The 15,592-nt window shown below is 54.7% G+C and carries 15 protein-coding genes; 5 read left to right on the forward strand and 10 right to left on the reverse strand.

Annotated features, from left to right (window positions below; all coding sequences use genetic code 11):
• The first annotated feature begins 186 nt into the window (after positions 1–186).
• Positions 187–1,035: an NAD(P)H-binding protein gene (locus Q8W24_RS08160; RefSeq protein WP_305415445.1), complete on the forward strand. Its 849-nt coding sequence runs from the start codon at positions 187–189 to the stop codon at positions 1,033–1,035.
• Positions 1,036–1,117: 82 nt separating this feature from the next.
• Here Q8W24_RS08160 and spoT read toward each other — a convergent pair whose 3' ends face one another.
• The 4 genes from spoT to Q8W24_RS08180 form a co-directional block, all read right to left on the reverse strand.
• On the reverse strand, positions 1,118–3,235 hold the full coding sequence (gene spoT / locus Q8W24_RS08165) for a bifunctional GTP diphosphokinase/guanosine-3',5'-bis pyrophosphate 3'-pyrophosphohydrolase (protein WP_303434487.1): 2,118 nt from the start codon (positions 3,233–3,235) through the stop codon (positions 1,118–1,120).
• Positions 3,236–3,270: 35 nt separating this feature from the next.
• On the reverse strand, positions 3,271–3,501 hold the full coding sequence (rpoZ, locus tag Q8W24_RS08170; RefSeq protein WP_303434486.1) for a DNA-directed RNA polymerase subunit omega: 231 nt from the start codon (positions 3,499–3,501) through the stop codon (positions 3,271–3,273).
• 75 nt (positions 3,502–3,576) lie between these two features.
• A complete protein-coding gene (gene gmk / locus Q8W24_RS08175) occupies positions 3,577–4,203 on the reverse strand; it encodes a guanylate kinase (RefSeq protein WP_303434485.1) in 627 nt (208 codons plus the stop codon).
• A gap of 127 nt (positions 4,204–4,330) precedes the next feature.
• Positions 4,331–4,906: a glutathione S-transferase family protein gene (locus tag Q8W24_RS08180; protein ID WP_303434484.1), complete on the reverse strand. Its 576-nt coding sequence runs from the start codon at positions 4,904–4,906 to the stop codon at positions 4,331–4,333.
• A 282-nt stretch (positions 4,907–5,188) separates the two neighbouring features.
• On the opposite strand from Q8W24_RS08180, the gene Q8W24_RS08185 reads away from it, so the two are divergent.
• From Q8W24_RS08185 to Q8W24_RS08195, 3 genes are all read left to right on the forward strand, one after another.
• The gene (locus tag Q8W24_RS08185; RefSeq protein ID WP_303434483.1) at positions 5,189–5,713 is read left to right on the forward strand and encodes a sigma-70 family RNA polymerase sigma factor; all 525 of its coding nucleotides are present in this window, start codon (positions 5,189–5,191) and stop codon (positions 5,711–5,713) included.
• Entirely contained in the window at positions 5,710–6,663 is a 954-nt protein-coding gene (locus Q8W24_RS08190) for a FecR domain-containing protein (RefSeq protein ID WP_305474991.1), read from the forward strand. Before Q8W24_RS08185 ends, Q8W24_RS08190 begins: the two co-directional genes overlap by 4 nt.
• 117 nt (positions 6,664–6,780) lie before the next feature.
• A complete protein-coding gene (locus tag Q8W24_RS08195) occupies positions 6,781–9,402 on the forward strand; it encodes a TonB-dependent receptor (protein ID WP_303434481.1) in 2,622 nt (873 codons plus the stop codon).
• On the opposite strand, the gene Q8W24_RS08200 is transcribed toward Q8W24_RS08195, so the two are convergent.
• A complete protein-coding gene (locus Q8W24_RS08200) occupies positions 9,399–9,575 on the reverse strand; it encodes a hypothetical protein (RefSeq protein ID WP_305474993.1) in 177 nt (58 codons plus the stop codon). The two genes, Q8W24_RS08195 and Q8W24_RS08200, sit on opposite strands and share 4 nt — an antisense overlap.
• A 62-nt stretch (positions 9,576–9,637) precedes the next feature.
• On the opposite strand from Q8W24_RS08200, the gene Q8W24_RS08205 reads away from it, so the two are divergent.
• Positions 9,638–10,015: a DUF3127 domain-containing protein gene (locus tag Q8W24_RS08205; RefSeq protein WP_305474995.1), complete on the forward strand. Its 378-nt coding sequence runs from the start codon at positions 9,638–9,640 to the stop codon at positions 10,013–10,015.
• 139 nt (positions 10,016–10,154) lie between these two features.
• On the opposite strand, the gene Q8W24_RS08210 is transcribed toward Q8W24_RS08205, so the two are convergent.
• The 5 genes from Q8W24_RS08210 to Q8W24_RS08230 are packed head-to-tail and all read right to left on the reverse strand — an operon-like array spanning position 10,155 to position 15,487.
• Positions 10,155–11,042: a branched-chain amino acid ABC transporter permease gene (locus Q8W24_RS08210; RefSeq protein WP_303434478.1), complete on the reverse strand. Its 888-nt coding sequence runs from the start codon at positions 11,040–11,042 to the stop codon at positions 10,155–10,157.
• The gene (locus Q8W24_RS08215; RefSeq protein WP_305414690.1) at positions 11,042–11,773 is read right to left on the reverse strand and encodes an ABC transporter ATP-binding protein; all 732 of its coding nucleotides are present in this window, start codon (positions 11,771–11,773) and stop codon (positions 11,042–11,044) included. Before Q8W24_RS08215 ends, Q8W24_RS08210 begins: the two co-directional genes overlap by 1 nt.
• Positions 11,774–12,931, reverse strand: a complete 1,158-nt coding sequence (locus tag Q8W24_RS08220; protein WP_305474997.1) for an ABC transporter substrate-binding protein — start codon at positions 12,929–12,931, stop codon at positions 11,774–11,776.
• 34 nt (positions 12,932–12,965) lie between these two features.
• A complete protein-coding gene (locus Q8W24_RS08225; protein WP_303434475.1) occupies positions 12,966–14,750 on the reverse strand; it encodes a branched-chain amino acid ABC transporter ATP-binding protein/permease in 1,785 nt (594 codons plus the stop codon).
• Positions 14,747–15,487 (reverse strand): 5-oxoprolinase subunit PxpA, encoded by a 741-nt coding sequence (locus Q8W24_RS08230; RefSeq protein ID WP_303434474.1) that lies wholly within the window; start codon positions 15,485–15,487, stop codon positions 14,747–14,749. Before Q8W24_RS08230 ends, Q8W24_RS08225 begins: the two co-directional genes overlap by 4 nt.
• Positions 15,488–15,592: the final 105 nt, after the last annotated feature.

The following is a 15,592-nucleotide window of genomic DNA, read 5'->3' on the forward strand; positions in this document are numbered from 1 at the left end:
ATAACACAAATAACCGGATTGAGCTGTGATCCGGGTCGCTGGCATTATGCGTGTGATTGAGAGAGCTGGCGCTCGAGAATTTTTTTTCAGATGCCTGCTAATGTGTAAGCAGTGCAGCAAATAAGTTGACCTGTGTCTTAGTACATGGGCGTCAGTAACCGTGGTTGGATCAAGCAGGAGAAGGTGATGGCACGTATTCTGATTGTGGGGGCAGGCGATGTGGGCGGTACCTTGGCCAGGCAATTGGCCCAGCAGCATCAGGTGTGGGGGTTGCGACGCAGCAGTGCAGAGAACAGCACTAACCTGCAATGGATTCAGGCCGATGTAACCAGGCCGGAAACACTGCAGGATTTGCCATCCGGGCTGGATCTGGTGATCTACAGCGTGGCATCGCCATTATTTACCCAGGAAGGCTATCACGACTATTACGTCAATGGTGTGCAGCATGTGCTGGAAGCGTTGGCTCCACAGTCGGTGCGACGGTTTATTTTTGTGTCCAGCTCCAGTGTGTATCACCAGTCCAGGGGTGAGTGGGTAGACGAGACATCGGCCACCGAGCCACGCTCGTTTGCGGGCAAGGAGTTGTTGCAGGCAGAACAGTTACTGCTCAATAGCACAATCGCGACCACCGCGGTACGGTTTACCGGTATCTACGGCCCGGGTCGTAATCGCCTGATTGAGCAAGCCCGCCATGGTGGCCACTGCGACCCTGAGCCGCCAGTGTGGACCAATCGTATTCATCGCGATGATTGTGTGGGGGTATTGACGCTGCTGTGTGAAAAAGCACTGGCCGGAGAGCCGCTGGAGTCGGTGTATCTGGCCACCGATGATGAACCGGCGACGCTATTTGATGTGCTGGAATGGATGAAGGACCGGATTGCCGACGTTGAGCCGGATCACGATGTGCCGGAAGTTTCGCGTCGGGCCAATCGCCGTTGTCGTAACGACCGTATCAAGGCATTGGGCTATGAGTTTCGCTTCCGGAATTACCGCGCAGGTTATGACGTATTATTGGACGAGCTGGGGTATCTCTGAGCAGTCAGGCAAAGGGAGTGACAATCGATCGGGATAGCCTCGCTGGCAGACCAGCAGACTGACACCGGCTCAGGGTTCGGTGTCAGCTTTTCAGGCGCACGATCTTGTTGACACCGGATACGTTACGCAACTTGCGGATCACCCGTGCCAGGTGCTTGCGCCCCTGGATATTGACTTTCAGTTGGGTCACGCTGAGGCGGGCATCACGCTCCTCAACGCTGATTTTGTCGATACTGGCATCGGCGGTATGAATCGCACTGGCAAGATCCACAATCAAGCCGCGGCGGTTTTCCATATACACCTTGAGGTTGACGGTAAACTCGCTGTGGATGTCTTTTTCCCAGCGTAGCGTGACGCATTTTTCCGGGTTGTTACGCAAATCTTCAATATTGCGGCAGGTTTCCGTATGTACCACCAGTCCTTTGCCGGAGCTGACATGGCCGATAATCGGATCGCCGGGAATCGGGCTGCAGCATTTGGCAAAACTGACGACCAGGCCTTCAGTACCACTGATGGACAACGGCTGTTCGGCGCTGGCTTGCAGGTCGATATCGGTATCCCGGTAAGCGGCAAGAAAACGTCGTGCCATTAATGGTGCCATACGATTGCCGGAACCAATTTCCTCGAGCAGATCGTCAAGATGTTCGAGGCCGGTTTCTTTCAGCACCAGATCGATCTGGTCATGGCTGATGTCGTCCAGCGACTTGTCGAGTCCGGCCAGGGCCTTGTTGAGCAAACGTTCGCCCAGTGCGACGGATTCGGATTGCCGTTGGTTTTTCAGATAGCTGCGGATATTGGAACGGGCTTTGCCCGAGACCACAAAGTTGAGCCAGGCCGGGTTGGGCTGGGCATTGGCAGCTGTCACAATTTGTACCGTCTGGCCGCTTTGCAGTTTGGCACTCAAGGGCGACAGTTGTCGGTCGATACGGCAGGCGATGCACTGGTTGCCAACATCGGTATGCACCGCGTAGGCGAAGTCGATGGCGGTAGCGCCAGCGGTCAGTGTGAGAATCTTGCCCTTGGGAGTGAAGACGTAGATTTCATCCGGGAACAGATCCACTTTGACGTGCTCAACAAATTCCAGCGGACTGCCAGCATTTTTCTGTAATTCCAGCAGGTTCTGTACCCACTGATGGGCACGCTGGGAACCGCTGATCTGGTCGCTTTCAGATTTATACAGCCAGTGGGCAGCAATGCCATAGTTGGCCATGGCATCCATTTCTTCCGTACGAATCTGGATTTCAATCGGTACATCGCCAGCGTTGAACAGGGTGGTATGCAGCGATTGGTAACCATTGGCTTTGGGGATGGCGACGTAGTCCTTGAAGCGGCCGGAAATCGGTTTGTAAAGGCCGTGCATCAGGCCAAGAATCCGATAGCAGGTGTCTACTTCGCTGGTGATAATACGGAAGCCATAGACATCCATGATTTCGTCGATGTCTTTTTTCTTCGATCGCGCCATCTTGCTGTAAATGCTGTACAGATGTTTTTCGCGACCAACGACCCGAGCCGAAATATTGTATTCACTCAGACGGTTCCGGATGCTGTTTGATATCTGTGAAATGATTTCGGCATGGCGGCCGCGATGATTCTTGACGGCTTTGCGAATCAGATTCGAGCGCATCGGGTGCATGGCTTCAAAGCACAGGTCTTCCATTTCGACACGAATGCTGTTGAGACCCAGACGATGGGCAATCGGGGAATAGATATCGAGGGTTTCGCGGGCAATACGGCGGCGCTTGTCGGGGCGTAATGATCCAAGGGTGCGCATGTTGTGCAAGCGGTCGGCGAGCTTGACCAGAATGACGCGAATGTCTTTCGCCATGGCCATGGCCATTTTCTGGAAGTTTTCTGCCTGCTGCTGCTGTTTGTCTTCAAAATGAATATGGGTCAGTTTGGAGACACCATCCACCAGGTCCGTGACCACATCACCAAACTGGGTGGCAAGGGCGGGTTTGGGGATGCCGGTATCTTCAATCACATCGTGCAGCATGGCGGCCATCAGGCTCTGGTAATCCAGATGCATGTCGGCGAGGATGCTGGCGACGGCGAGGGGGTGAATAATATAGGGCTCGCCACTGCGCCGACGCTGGCCATCATGGGCCTGCTCGGCGTAGTAGTAAGCTCGGCGCACCTGCTGGACTTGCTGGCGGCTGAGATAATGCGACAGGCGTTCGGACAAGGCATCAATCGTGGGCATTAGGTTCTCCGAAAAATTGATGCATTGGCTTGGGCTCAGTATTGGTCGGCTTTAGCGGCCTCTTCCTGGGCAGCAATCGTCGCAGGGGTAACCAGCTCCGCTGAAATCTCGCGCAGGGCAATAACCGTTGGTTTATCGTTCTCTTCCGGTACTAATGGCTCAAAGCCTTCGACCGCAAGCTGGCGGGCGCGTTTGGTCGCCAGCATTACCAATTCAAAGCGGTTATCAACGTTGGTCAGACAATCTTCAACAGTTACGCGGGCCATAAACATTCCGTCAAGTAAGAAATCGTTAGAACAGAGTATATTAGCGGATTTTGAGCGATATGTAAGCAGTGTATTTCAGCTTTGCGTGTCGCCAAGCAGTAATGACGTCAGAGTATCGGCATGGCGGGCTTGTTGGGCCTCGATGCGATGGCGGCGGGCAATAATAATCGCACGCAGTTCTGCCAGGGTGTTGTCAAATTCGTCGTTGATAATCAGGTAGTCGTATTCGCCATAATGGCTCATTTCTGATCGGGCATCCTGCATGCGGCGATTGATTGTGGCTTCGTTATCCTGGCCACGGCCTTGCAGCCGCTCCCTTAATGCCGCGATTGATGGCGGCGCAATAAAGACCGAGACGGCGTCAGGCATCAAATGCCGCACTTGCTGTGCTCCTTGCCAGTCAATTTCCAGAATCACATCACGGCCAGCAGCCAGCTCGCTTTCCACCCAGCGCTGTGAGGTACCGTAGTAATTATCGAATACCTGGGCATGTTCAAGAAAGGCACCCGCGTCGACCATTTGCTGGAATTCTGCATGGCTGACAAAGTGATAGGCCGTGCCATTTTCTTCGCCTGGGCGGGGAGCACGGGTGGTGTGGGATACCGAGACACCGATATGGGATGTGGTGTTCAGCAGGGCGTTGACCAAGCTGGTTTTACCAGCGCCGGAGGGCGCAGAAAAAATAAACAGAGTACCAATCATGACAGGGAAGTCTTCTTGCGGGTTCGGGGATTCCGGCAGTATATCGAAAATGGAGCCAATTATCGGCCGCTTGCGGTGAATATAACGGACCGGGGCAGTGTGGGCCGCCCCGGCCGGGCCAGAGGTATTATTGCGGACGGGTGCTGGTACAAATGTCCCGATCATCAAAGCGGCGCGCAGCGGCCAGCAGATTCGGGTAGTCGGTCAAGCTGTGCAGCGCTCGAAACAGTGTCCAGTCGACCATGCAAATCAGGCAGATGGTCGGGTAATGCCAGTCATCAAACTGCCCTGCTGCAGCCTGCTGGTCGAGCCAGTGGAGGGAGTCTTCAATACGTTCCCGTTGCAGTTTGAAAATCAGCCGGTCTTCTTCTACGGGCAGCTCAGAACGCTGGCTCATCAGCAGGATGACCATGGAGTCGCTGACTGCATCAATAACACTGATCTGATTGTACTGTGCAAGCGTCAGTTGCGGCTGTTGCAGGCGTTGCTGCAAGTGCTGGTAGATAACGTGGGAGTCAAAAATACGGCTGCCATCGTCTTCCAGTACCGGCATCTTGCGAATGGGCGTAATCGTGGCGAATGCAGCCCGGCCTTCGTCCGTCAGGATGTCGACTGGCTGGAATGTGTAATCAACCCCTTCCAGCTGCATTCTGATACGCCGGGCAAAGGGGGAAGTCTGATTGCCGTGCAAGATGATGGCCATGCCTGTCTCCTTGAAAAATAACGATTAACCAGCAAACACTGTCTTGGTGACATGATGCTACGGATTACGCTGGCAGGCCAGCGGTGGTGACGGTTGCCTGCTTGAACGGCCTGGGAAACCGGTGCCGGCCGTCTGACCAGGTGGTCAGAAGGTGTGATCAAAGCGTCAGAAAGAGTGAGCAAGGTAAATAGAACACGCGTTGCCTGATATGTATCTTTTCACTACAATGCGAATCATTACTATTTTTAATCCTCCCTCATTCTCTTAGCACTAGGGTTTGTCATGCCGGTTTCTTTGGTGGCGCAGAAGCAGTTCGGCGCCCTTTACAAGGATCACCACCCTTGGCTGCTGTTGTTATTACGGCGGCGACTGGGTTGTGACGACGATGCCGCCGATCTGGCCCAGGATGCTTTTATCCGGCTGATGAACCGGCCCCAGACGCTGGAAGGTAATGAAGCCCGAGCGTATCTGACCACGGTGGCAAAAGGGCTGTGTGTCGATTTATGGCGTCGCCGTCAGGTTGAGAACGCCTGGCAAGAGGCGGTGGCAGCCTGGCCGGAAAATGTGACGCCTTCGCTGGAAGAACAAGCACTGGTTATCGAAGCCTTGTGTGAAGTCGATACCATGCTGCGGCAGATGCCAGAAAAAGTGGCCAGGGCATTCCTGCTCTCACGCCTGGAAGGGCTGACCTATCGCGAGATCGGGCAACGCCTGGAGGTTTCTGAGCGCATGGTCAAAAAATATATGGCCAGTGCCATGTACGAATGTGCCTTGCTGGAAATGAACACCATGGAAGCGCAGCCATGACACTGGATCATGATCGCCAGCGCGCCCTGCGTGAGGCCTCGCAATGGTATGCCTGTCTGGAAGATGAGCAGCTGGACCCTGCTGAACAGCAGGCCTGGCAAGCCTGGCTGGATAGCAGTGACGCCAATCGCCAGGCCTGGCGTCATATCGAAAGTGTTGCTGAACGTTTTGATGGCCTGCGTGGTGCCAGTAATGCGCTGCCTGTCAGGGAAACACTGACCGGCTTGCAACAGCAGCGCCAGAGTCGCCGCGGCGCACTAAAGAGTCTGGCTGTGCTGGGAGCCGTGGCTGGAGGTTGCTGGGTTGCCATGCCTTACCAGCACTGGCAGGCAGATGAACGCAGCGCCGTGGGAGAAATCAGGCAGTTGCAATTGGCCGATAACTGCCGGGCCTGGCTGAATACCGACAGCAGTATGAATACGGACTTCCACAATGGCCGGCGACAAATCCTACTGCAACGAGGCGATCTTTTTGTCGAAACCAGTCATGGGTCTGCCGAGTTGCAGTTGGCGACGGCAAACGCCGATGTGCGCTGTCGTGGTGGACGCTTCGCCTTGCGTCGTCGCAACACCGGCGGTGATCTGTTGGCTGTGTTTGAGGGTGCTGTAACACTGCATGGCCGTGATGGCAAAAAACGACACCTGCGAGCAGGGCAGCAATGCCATGTGTACCGGGGGAGTATGTCCGCTCTGGGGCCGGCAGACCCTCGCCATGAATCCTGGATACATCATCTATTGTTGGCCCACGATGAGCCGTTGGCAGAGCTGACGGCAGAACTGGAACGCTATCGCCATGGTTTTATTCATGTTGACCCGGCCGCGGCACGCTTGCGGGTGACGGGTTCCTTCCCGACCCAGGATACCGATATGGCGCTGGATATGCTCAGTGCCAGCTTGCCGGTGCAGGTAGAGTACCCGTTACCCTGGTGGGTCAATATCACTCATAGCTGATAAGAAGATTAATTCTCATTTGTTTATGAGAATGGTTCCCCTTTTTGATGGCTGATTCGATATGTCTGTATAAGTTCCTCAAAAAACAGATCAACAGCCCTGAAAAAGGAGTAATGGATGTTATTTAGAAATTTCCGCCCGCGGGTAGGATGTCATGCACTGCTGCTATCTGCAGCGATGGGATTGGGTGTTGCCGCTCCGGCTGCGGTTGCTCAGGATGCCTCCACGAACCTTAGCCAGTTCTCTATTCCTGCGGGTGATCTTGGTACCGCCATTACGCGTTTTGCGGCGCAAAGCGGTGTATCACTGAGTGTTTCGTCATCCATGCTGGCCAACCGCCAGACCCAAGGCCTGGAAGGCAACTATAGTATCGGACAAGCTCTGAAGCTGTTGCTGGAAGGCACCGGTCTGACAGCCAGCAAGCAAGCCAATGGCAGCTACCTGTTGACTGATACCCCGGTTGCAGCGGCTGTATTGAACGCCGGTGACCCGCTGATGCTGCAAACCATGGTGGTTTCTGCAGCAGGTTTCGAGCAGAAACTCACCGATGCACCAGCCAGTATCTCGGTTGTTGATCAGAAAGAACTGAACAGCCGTCCTTACACAACGCTGCTGGATGTTGTGCGGGAGCTGGAAGGGGTCGACATTGGCGAAACCCGTGACAAAACCGGTCAGGGCACCATCAGCATGCGGGGTATGGGTTCCGATTACACACTGATTCTGGTGGATGGCCGTCGCCAGAATAACCACGGCGATATTTACCCCAACAGCTTTGGTGGTAACCAGTTCAACCACATTCCACCACTGACTGCGATTGAACGGGTCGAAGTGATTCGTGGACCGGCATCCACGCTTTATGGTGCTGATGCACTGGGTGGTGTGATTAACGTTATTACCAAAAAGGTCACTGACGAGTGGACCGGCGGTATCAACTTCAGCCGTACGCTGCAAGAAAACGATGACTTTGGCGATGATACCACCATTGATTTCAACGTTATGGGGCCACTGATCAAAGACAAACTCGGTGTTGCGGTACGTGGTAGCCTCTATGACCGTGAAGCGTCCAACCCGGAATATGATTCCGTTATCGATCCCTACGGTGATACACAAACCCGTTCCCTGGGTTTTGGCGGCGGTGGTAAAACCGTCGATAACACCAACAAATCCCTCGGTTTCCGTTTGAGCTGGACGCCGGATGCCCGTCAAACCGTCGTCTTCGATATCGACACCTCGGAACAGGTGTATGACAACTCAATGAACTCTGACGGCAGCTATCCGCTAGGTACGGTGGACAGTATTGATCGCTTGTGGTCAAGCAGCCCTCGGGCAGGCTACAAAGAAGAGCAGAGCTTTACTCGTGACCAGTGGTCACTGGCTCACGAAGGCGACTGGGACTTCGGTCACAGCAACGTTTCTCTGGCGTATATCGAGACAGCCAACAAAGGCCGTACCTTACCGCTGACAGCCACCGAGCGCGCCCTGCAAACGGAAATCTACGAAGGAACGGGCGATTACGCAGGCTTGAGTGAAGAAGAGCGTATGGAAATCATGGAAGATGAATTCCTGCCTCGTCCTGACCGGGTCATGACCAGTAGCCAGTACACTCTGGATGCCAAACTGGATCTGCCGATTGAAGACCTGGCCGGCGAGCACTTGCTGGTGGTTGGCCTCCAATATATTGACGGCGAACTGGAAGACGGCGTTTTTGGCATGGAAGACGGTGATGAAGGCAGTGGTGCTGTTTCCGATCACGAAATGTACTCCCTGTTTGTCGAAGACAACTGGACTCCCATTACCCCTCTGACCATTACCGCGGGTATCCGTTACGACGACCACTCTCAGTTTGGTAGCAATACCAGCCCGCGCCTTTATGGTGTGTACGATGTACAGCCAGGCTGGACTGTTAAAGGTGGTGTCAGCACCGGTTACAAGACACCTAAAACCACTGACCTGTACGATGGTATTACCGGCTTTGGTGGCCAGGGCACCAGCCCGTTTGTCGGTAACCCGGATCTGGAACCGGAAACCAGCGTCAATACCGAAGTGGCCTTGTACTGGGAATCATTGGTCAAGCGCGATAATGCCAATATCACCGTGTTCCACAACAAGTTTGAAAATAAAATTGTCAGTGGTGACACCGTTTATAGCTGTGCCCAGACAGGTGGCGTGAAACCTTGTGCTAACTTGGGTGCGTATGAAGATATTGGCTACGACAGCTATAGCCAAAAGATCAACATCGACGAAGCTGAAATCAAGGGTGCTGAGCTGGCGGGTCGTTACCAGATTCTGGATGACCTGGCGTTCCGTATGAACTACACCTACACCGACAGCGAGCAAACCAGTGGTTCTGAAAAAGGCCAGCCGTTAACCGATACCGCCAAACACATGGCCAATGCCACGCTGGAATGGCAGGTTGATGAACGCACCAACCTGTTCCTGACCATGGAAAAACGCTCGGATCGCTTCCGTGGGGTGGATGAATACGATCGTCACCTCTACTACAAAAGCTATCAGGTCTTACACCTGGGTGGCTCTATCGCACTCAACGAGTCGGTGACCATTCATGGCCGTATCAACAACCTGCTGGATGAAGACTTTACCAGCTACACCACCGCGTTTGAGGACAACAATAACGACGGTGTATACGACAGTGATGATGATGAAGTTATCTACACGGATGACTACAACAACAAAGACAAGGCCCGTAACTTCTGGGCTGGTGTCAGCATTACTTTCTAAATAGCCTGATTGCACTGCGCGTCCTTCCGGACGCGCAGTTCATAATCCCAACCGGTATTCCTCTTCTCCAGCTTCTCCAGCTTCTCCAGCTTCTCCAGCTTCGAACCCTCCAGACCCCGGTTATTCTGAAGCTGTGTTGTCATCGATAAATCAACCGGCAGCGGTTGTGCCATCAGCAGAAAACCTCCGATTGATTCAATGTTATAATTTGGCCATCAATATTGAGGGGATCATTATGTCGAAAGCATTTGAATTACAGGGGATCGTACATTCCATTGACGAAACCAAAGCCTACGGCCAGAACGGCTTCACCAAGCGGGAATTTGTGGTCAAGCTGACCGGTGATGGCGAGAAACCAGAATACCCGAACTATATCGCACTGGAGCTGATCAAGGATAAATGTGCCTTGATGGACAGTTATAACCCAGGTGATGAAGTGCAGGTCAGTTTCAACCTGTCGGGTCGTTTATGGAGTGCGGCAGGCAAGCCGGAAAAATGTTTTACCAGCCTGCAAGCCTGGCGGGTTGAGCGCATCGGAGATGCGGTGCAGTCAGGTGGCGGCTCTCCGTTTGCCCAGACCATGCCCAATTACGATGATGATGTGCCGTTCTGAGCGATATTGCTGGCGAAGGTTTCAGACACTTCCACTGGCAAGTGCCTGAATACCCACTTGCCGGGTCAGATTCCTGATCCGGCAGGGGTCAGGACTGAATCTGTCATCCTGTTTTCTGGTGGTATTTCAAAGAACCCAATCACCGTACTGCTTCAGCGCGACCAATCAGGCCTTGAGGGCGCATCACCAGCAGACCAATCACGATCGACAGCGAGATGGCATCGCGGAACGGCAGTAGCTCCTGAGGCAAAGAAGCCCGCAAGCTGACCTCCAGAATGCCGAGCAAGAATCCTCCCAGAACGGCACCGTTAAGGCTGCCCAAACCGCCCAGTACAACAGCGGTAAACGCCTTGAGTACCGGTACAAACCCCATCAGTGGATCAACCGAACCGCGTTGTGCCACCCATAAAAAGCCCGACAGCCCAGCCAGCAGGCCTGAAATGGCAAAGGCGCCGATAATCACCCGATCGGCAGAAATTCCCATCAGACGCGTTACCGAAAAATCCTGCGCAGCCGATCGCATCGCCAGCCCCAAGGTTGAGAACCGTAAAAAGCCGACCAGACCAATAAGTGCCACCAGAGAGACGGCAATTGAGATTGCTTGCAATGTACCTATTTGTAACCCGCCCACATTCAATGACTGGGTGAGCCATTCTGGAACCGGGACCGCAATCGGTCGGGGCGAGATAAAGTTCTGGAACACCACATGCAGGATTGAACTGACCGCAAAGGTCGTCAGCAGCATGGTTGTTAACGACGCACCCCGTACGGGACGAAAGGCAATGCGTTCGGTCATCGCCGCTGCCGCCCCGGCGAGCAGACAAGCACTGATGACTGCCAGGCCAAATGGCCAGCCCAATGTGGTGGCGACAAATACCAGCGCGTAGCCAGACAAGGTCATGATTTCGCCGTGGGCAAAATTGATCATTCCCAGTACCGAAAAAACCATCGCCAAGCCCAGCCCCAGCAGCGCATAAACACCACCCAGAGCAATGGCATTGAGGGCCTGTTGTGCAAACACTTCCATTATTGGTGTGCTCCAAAAAAGAGATCTTTAAGGTTGGCGTCGCTCAACATATTAGCGGCGGTGTCGGTGGCGAGGATCTCACCATGGCTCATCACGTAACCGCGGTCGGATACGCGTAAAGCCCGCTCGATATCCTGCTCGACCAGTAGTACAGAAATGCCCCATTGTCGCAGCTCGGCAATAACCTGAAAAATCGTATCGACGATCTTCGGAGCCAGTCCCAGCGACGGTTCATCAAGCAGTAGTATTCTGGGCCTGGACATCAGCGCCCGGGCGATGGCCAGTATTTGCTGCTCACCGCCGGAGAGAGTGCCCGCTCGCTGGTGATAGCGTTCCTTGAGCACCGGAAAGGTGTCGAGCAGGCGTACCTGCTCGGCCGCACGATCCTTGTTGGAAGCACCGCCCAGTCGCAGGTTTTCTGCCACTGTCAGCCCGGAGAACACCCGGCGACCTTCCGGGCTCAAGGTCAGCCCAGCCCGTACCATTTGTTCCGTCGAAAAGCCGGACACATCCTGTCCATCCAGAGATATCTGGCCCGAGCGCTGCACCAACCCCACAATGGCCATCAGCGTTGATGACTTCCCTGCCCCGTTTGGCCCGATCAGCGTGACGATTTCCCCGGCGTTGACTGTCAGGTCAAGCTGGCGAACGGCTCTGATGCCACTGTAGTTGACGTCCAGCCCGCGCACCTCGAGCGCGGGCTGTGTGTGTCTTTGGGTCGGGGCTTCCATTTATTTGCTCCGTGGCAGAATGGCGGCGTCAATCACACGGGTATCCAGATGGATCACGGCACCGTCTGATACCTGGTTGATCGAAACCGATCGTGCAGGAACCCGTTCGCGACCGGCATAGCTGATCTTGCCGGTTACTACGTCGAGACCATCAATGGCATCAATGGCATCGCGCAAGGCACGTCCATCAAGACTGCCAGCTGCAATAGCCGCTGCTTCGATAACCTGAATCATGTCGTAACCGGTGGCGGCAAAACTGTTGCTTAACTTTTTGCCGTAAAAGGCCTCGTATTGGTCAAAGAAATCACCCAACCGGGTTCCTGGTGTTGGATAACCCGCATTGGTGAACACCACGCCTTCGGAAATCGTGCCCAGTGATACCGTGGTGGGAGAGTCAATGCCATCACTGCCGTATACGGCTGAGGTAACACCAGCGGAACGCAACTGGCGCAAAAAGGCCGGAAAGTCAGGTTCATAGGCCGACGTCATGACCACATCTGGCTGTGGATCGAGGTTGGTAATGTGGGTTACTTCGGCGGAAAAGTCTTGCTGACCCAAGGAGTAAGTCCCTTTGCCGACGACCTTGCCGCCCTGTTTTTCGAAAACTTCACCAAAATACAGCGGCAGGTTACCGGTGTAGGTAGTTTCTGGAGAAACCAGCAAATAGGCGGTTTCCAACTCTTGCTCGTGGGCGTACTGGGCCAGCGTTGCGCCCTGAACAATGTCGGCGGCGTAGTTGACGAAGTAGAACTCACCGATGGCCTGGGTCAGGCTGGCGTTGGTTGCACAGGTCGAAAACGATGGGATACCGGCATCCTGGGCAATCAGGCCACCGGCAATGGCCGGATCATCGTCGCAAGGCAGGACAATGACGTTGGCGCCGTCATCGATCATTTCCTGCACGACCACGGATGTTTGTACCGTGTCGGAACGTACATCGTGGATGATGGCTTCAACTTTATAGGGGCCATTGCTGGCGTTGATGTCGGCAATGGCAATCTTGGCGCCTTCAACGGTCGGCGTGTCGTAAGGAGCAAGATAGCCGGTCAGAGAAACGGCGAATCCGATCTTCAACGTGTCCTGGGCAAATGCGGGTGCCGCTGTCATGGAGACGGCAAGCGAGAGGGCAAAATGGCGGATCATCTGAGACTGTTTCATCTGCTTTTCCTTTCTGTTATGCGAGGTTGTGGGTTTATTCGGACAGGGTGGATTGACCTTCGCCGAAGTACGCCGCAGCGACTTCGGGGTTTTCTCTAATGTGTTCCGGCGAGGCGAGCGCGATCAGTTTTCCCTCATTGAGTACTGCGACCCGGTTGGACAGGCGCAAAATCATGGGCAGGTCATGATCGACCAGTAGAATCCCCAGACCATTCTCATCACGCAGTGACATGATCAGTGCGGCCAGATCATCTGTTTCGGTACTGTTCATACCCGCCGCAGGCTCATCGAGCAGCAGAAAGTCCGGGCAAATAGCCAAGGCTCTGGCAATTTCAAGACGACGCTGCTGGCCATAAGACAGCGTGCTGGCTGTGCGCAGCGCCATGCCATCAAGACCCACCCGTGTCAGGATGTCTGCGACCGTTGGACTGTTGGCCGGGCCGGGAACCGATACCATGGCTGCGGAGACGTTCTCTGCAACACTGAGGCGAGCGAACAGGCGAATGTTCTGGAAGGTGCGGGCTACCCCGTTATGAGCATAGGCAACCGGATTGCCCTGTGCCATTTGGGTGTCATGTACCCATACTTCGCCCTCATCAAACCGCTGGATACCGGAGGCACAGGACAGAAAGGTCGACTTGCCGGAGCCATTCGGGCCAATCAGGCCCAGAATCTCACCCTGCTGAAGATCAATAGAGACGGCATCCAGTGCTGTTACGCCACCGTAACGCTTGGTCAGTGACTGGACCCGGATTGATTTGGGTGTCTGACTGGCTGTGGGACGAGGCGTGTTGATAACGGAGCGTTTGTAGACTCGTGGCTTGATGTCAAACGGCAGAAAATCATCCAGCTCCTTCAGGCCAAAGATACCTTCGGGGCGACGGTAGAGCGTCAGGATCAAGGCGACACTGATACCGATCGTTGTCAGGCCAAATAGCGCCGGAATCTGGATCGGCCCCAGACTGAAACCTGGCTCAGCCTGACGGAGCACTTCAGTAATCATGGTGATCACGGCAACGCCGACCACGGCACCGGCAGTACTGGAGGCACCACCAACGATCAACATGGCCAGCAAGGAAAAGGTCAGCGTGAAATAAAATTCCTTGGGAGAGAATACCCCCAGGTGCAGCGCAAACATGGCTCCGCCAAGCGCGGTGAAGGCGATGGATAAACAGAACACAATGGTGCGGTTGCGCTTGATCGAGATACCGGATGCCGCCGCCGCTGCTTCGTCTTCCCGGACTGCCCGGGCAGCCAGGCCCCAGCGACTGTGCTTGAACCAGTCGGCAACAAAAATGGTGATGATGGCTCCGATGGCCGCGGATATCGGGCTGACAAGTTTCGGAATACCATAGAGCGCTTGTGCTCCCCGGGTGAATGTTGTGCCGCCAACCAGCAGGCTATGGGCAACAATCAGCAAGCCGAGAGTGGCGATGGTGGCCGAAGCACCGTTCAAGCGCGAGATCGCCAGACCGATACCTGCACCAATCAGCCCAACCACGAATACAGTGATCACGATACCCAGCAGTGGCGGGGCGCTGAAAGTACTCAGAAAATCCGGCAAATTGGGCAGCAAGGCACTCTTGCGTGCCGCTGGCATGACCAGAATCGCGGTCAGATACGCGGCAATGGCCATAAAAGCCGGATGGCCAAAGCTGACAATTCCGGTGTTGCCGACGTAAATACCCAGAGCCACCACCAGTACAACCAGAATAAAGAAGTAGCTCACCGTATTGTTCATGGCGGTACTGCCAAACACCGTTGCTGTGGTGGCGATGGCCAGCAGGATCAGGGCCAGCGTAATATTGCCCAGTCTCATGAGAGCACCTCCATCGCTTCATCGAGGCGGAAGGCCTTGCGCAGTGCGGTGAGTAAATCAATGGCTCCGCGGTTGTCGGAGTGGACACAAATCGACTCTGCGTCGACGCGCACAGTGGCACCGTTGACCGCTGTGGTATAGCCGCTGGCGATGGCCTGACGGGCCCGGGCGGCGGCTTGTGTTGCATCGAGGGAACCCGGGTCTGTAACGATGAGCAGATGACCATGCTCGTTGTAGTCCAGATCGGCATAGAACTCACCAACAAAGGTGACTCCCTTGGCCTTATAGGTCGTTTCCTGGCAGGTGCCGCCCAAACCCAGCACCGGCAAGTTGAATGCCAGTGCCGCATCGGCAATGGCTTCTGCAATGCGGTGATCGCGGCAGGCCATGCCGTATAAGGCGCCGTGCGGTTTGATATGGGAGAGGGTGACACCGCGTCCGCGCAGCATGCCGTCCAGCGCACCAACCTGATACTTGATCATGGTGAGCAGCTCAGCCGGTGCAATCTTCATTTCTCGGCGGCCAAAGCCTTGCAGGTCTGGCAGTGACGGGTGTGCGCCGATTTGCTTGCCGTGCTCAATCGCCATATCGACGGTTTGCTGCATGATGACCGGGTCCGATGCATGAAAACCACAGGCAATATTGGCCTGATCGATCAGGGGCATGATCGCCTCATCATTGGCGAGGCGGTATTTGCCGAAGCCCTCGCCCATGTCGCAGTTGATCAGTGGCCGCATCGTTAATGTCTCCTAAACTCAGTGAAGTGTGTTCAGGAGGTATTAGGGTTGACGGCAGGTGATTAATCAATTTTATTATACTTCCAAACTTGTATGAGAAAAATT

It is taken from the genome of Oceanobacter sp. 4_MG-2023 (assembly GCF_030689165.1).
Lineage (GTDB): Bacteria > Pseudomonadota > Gammaproteobacteria > Pseudomonadales > Oceanobacteraceae > Oceanobacter.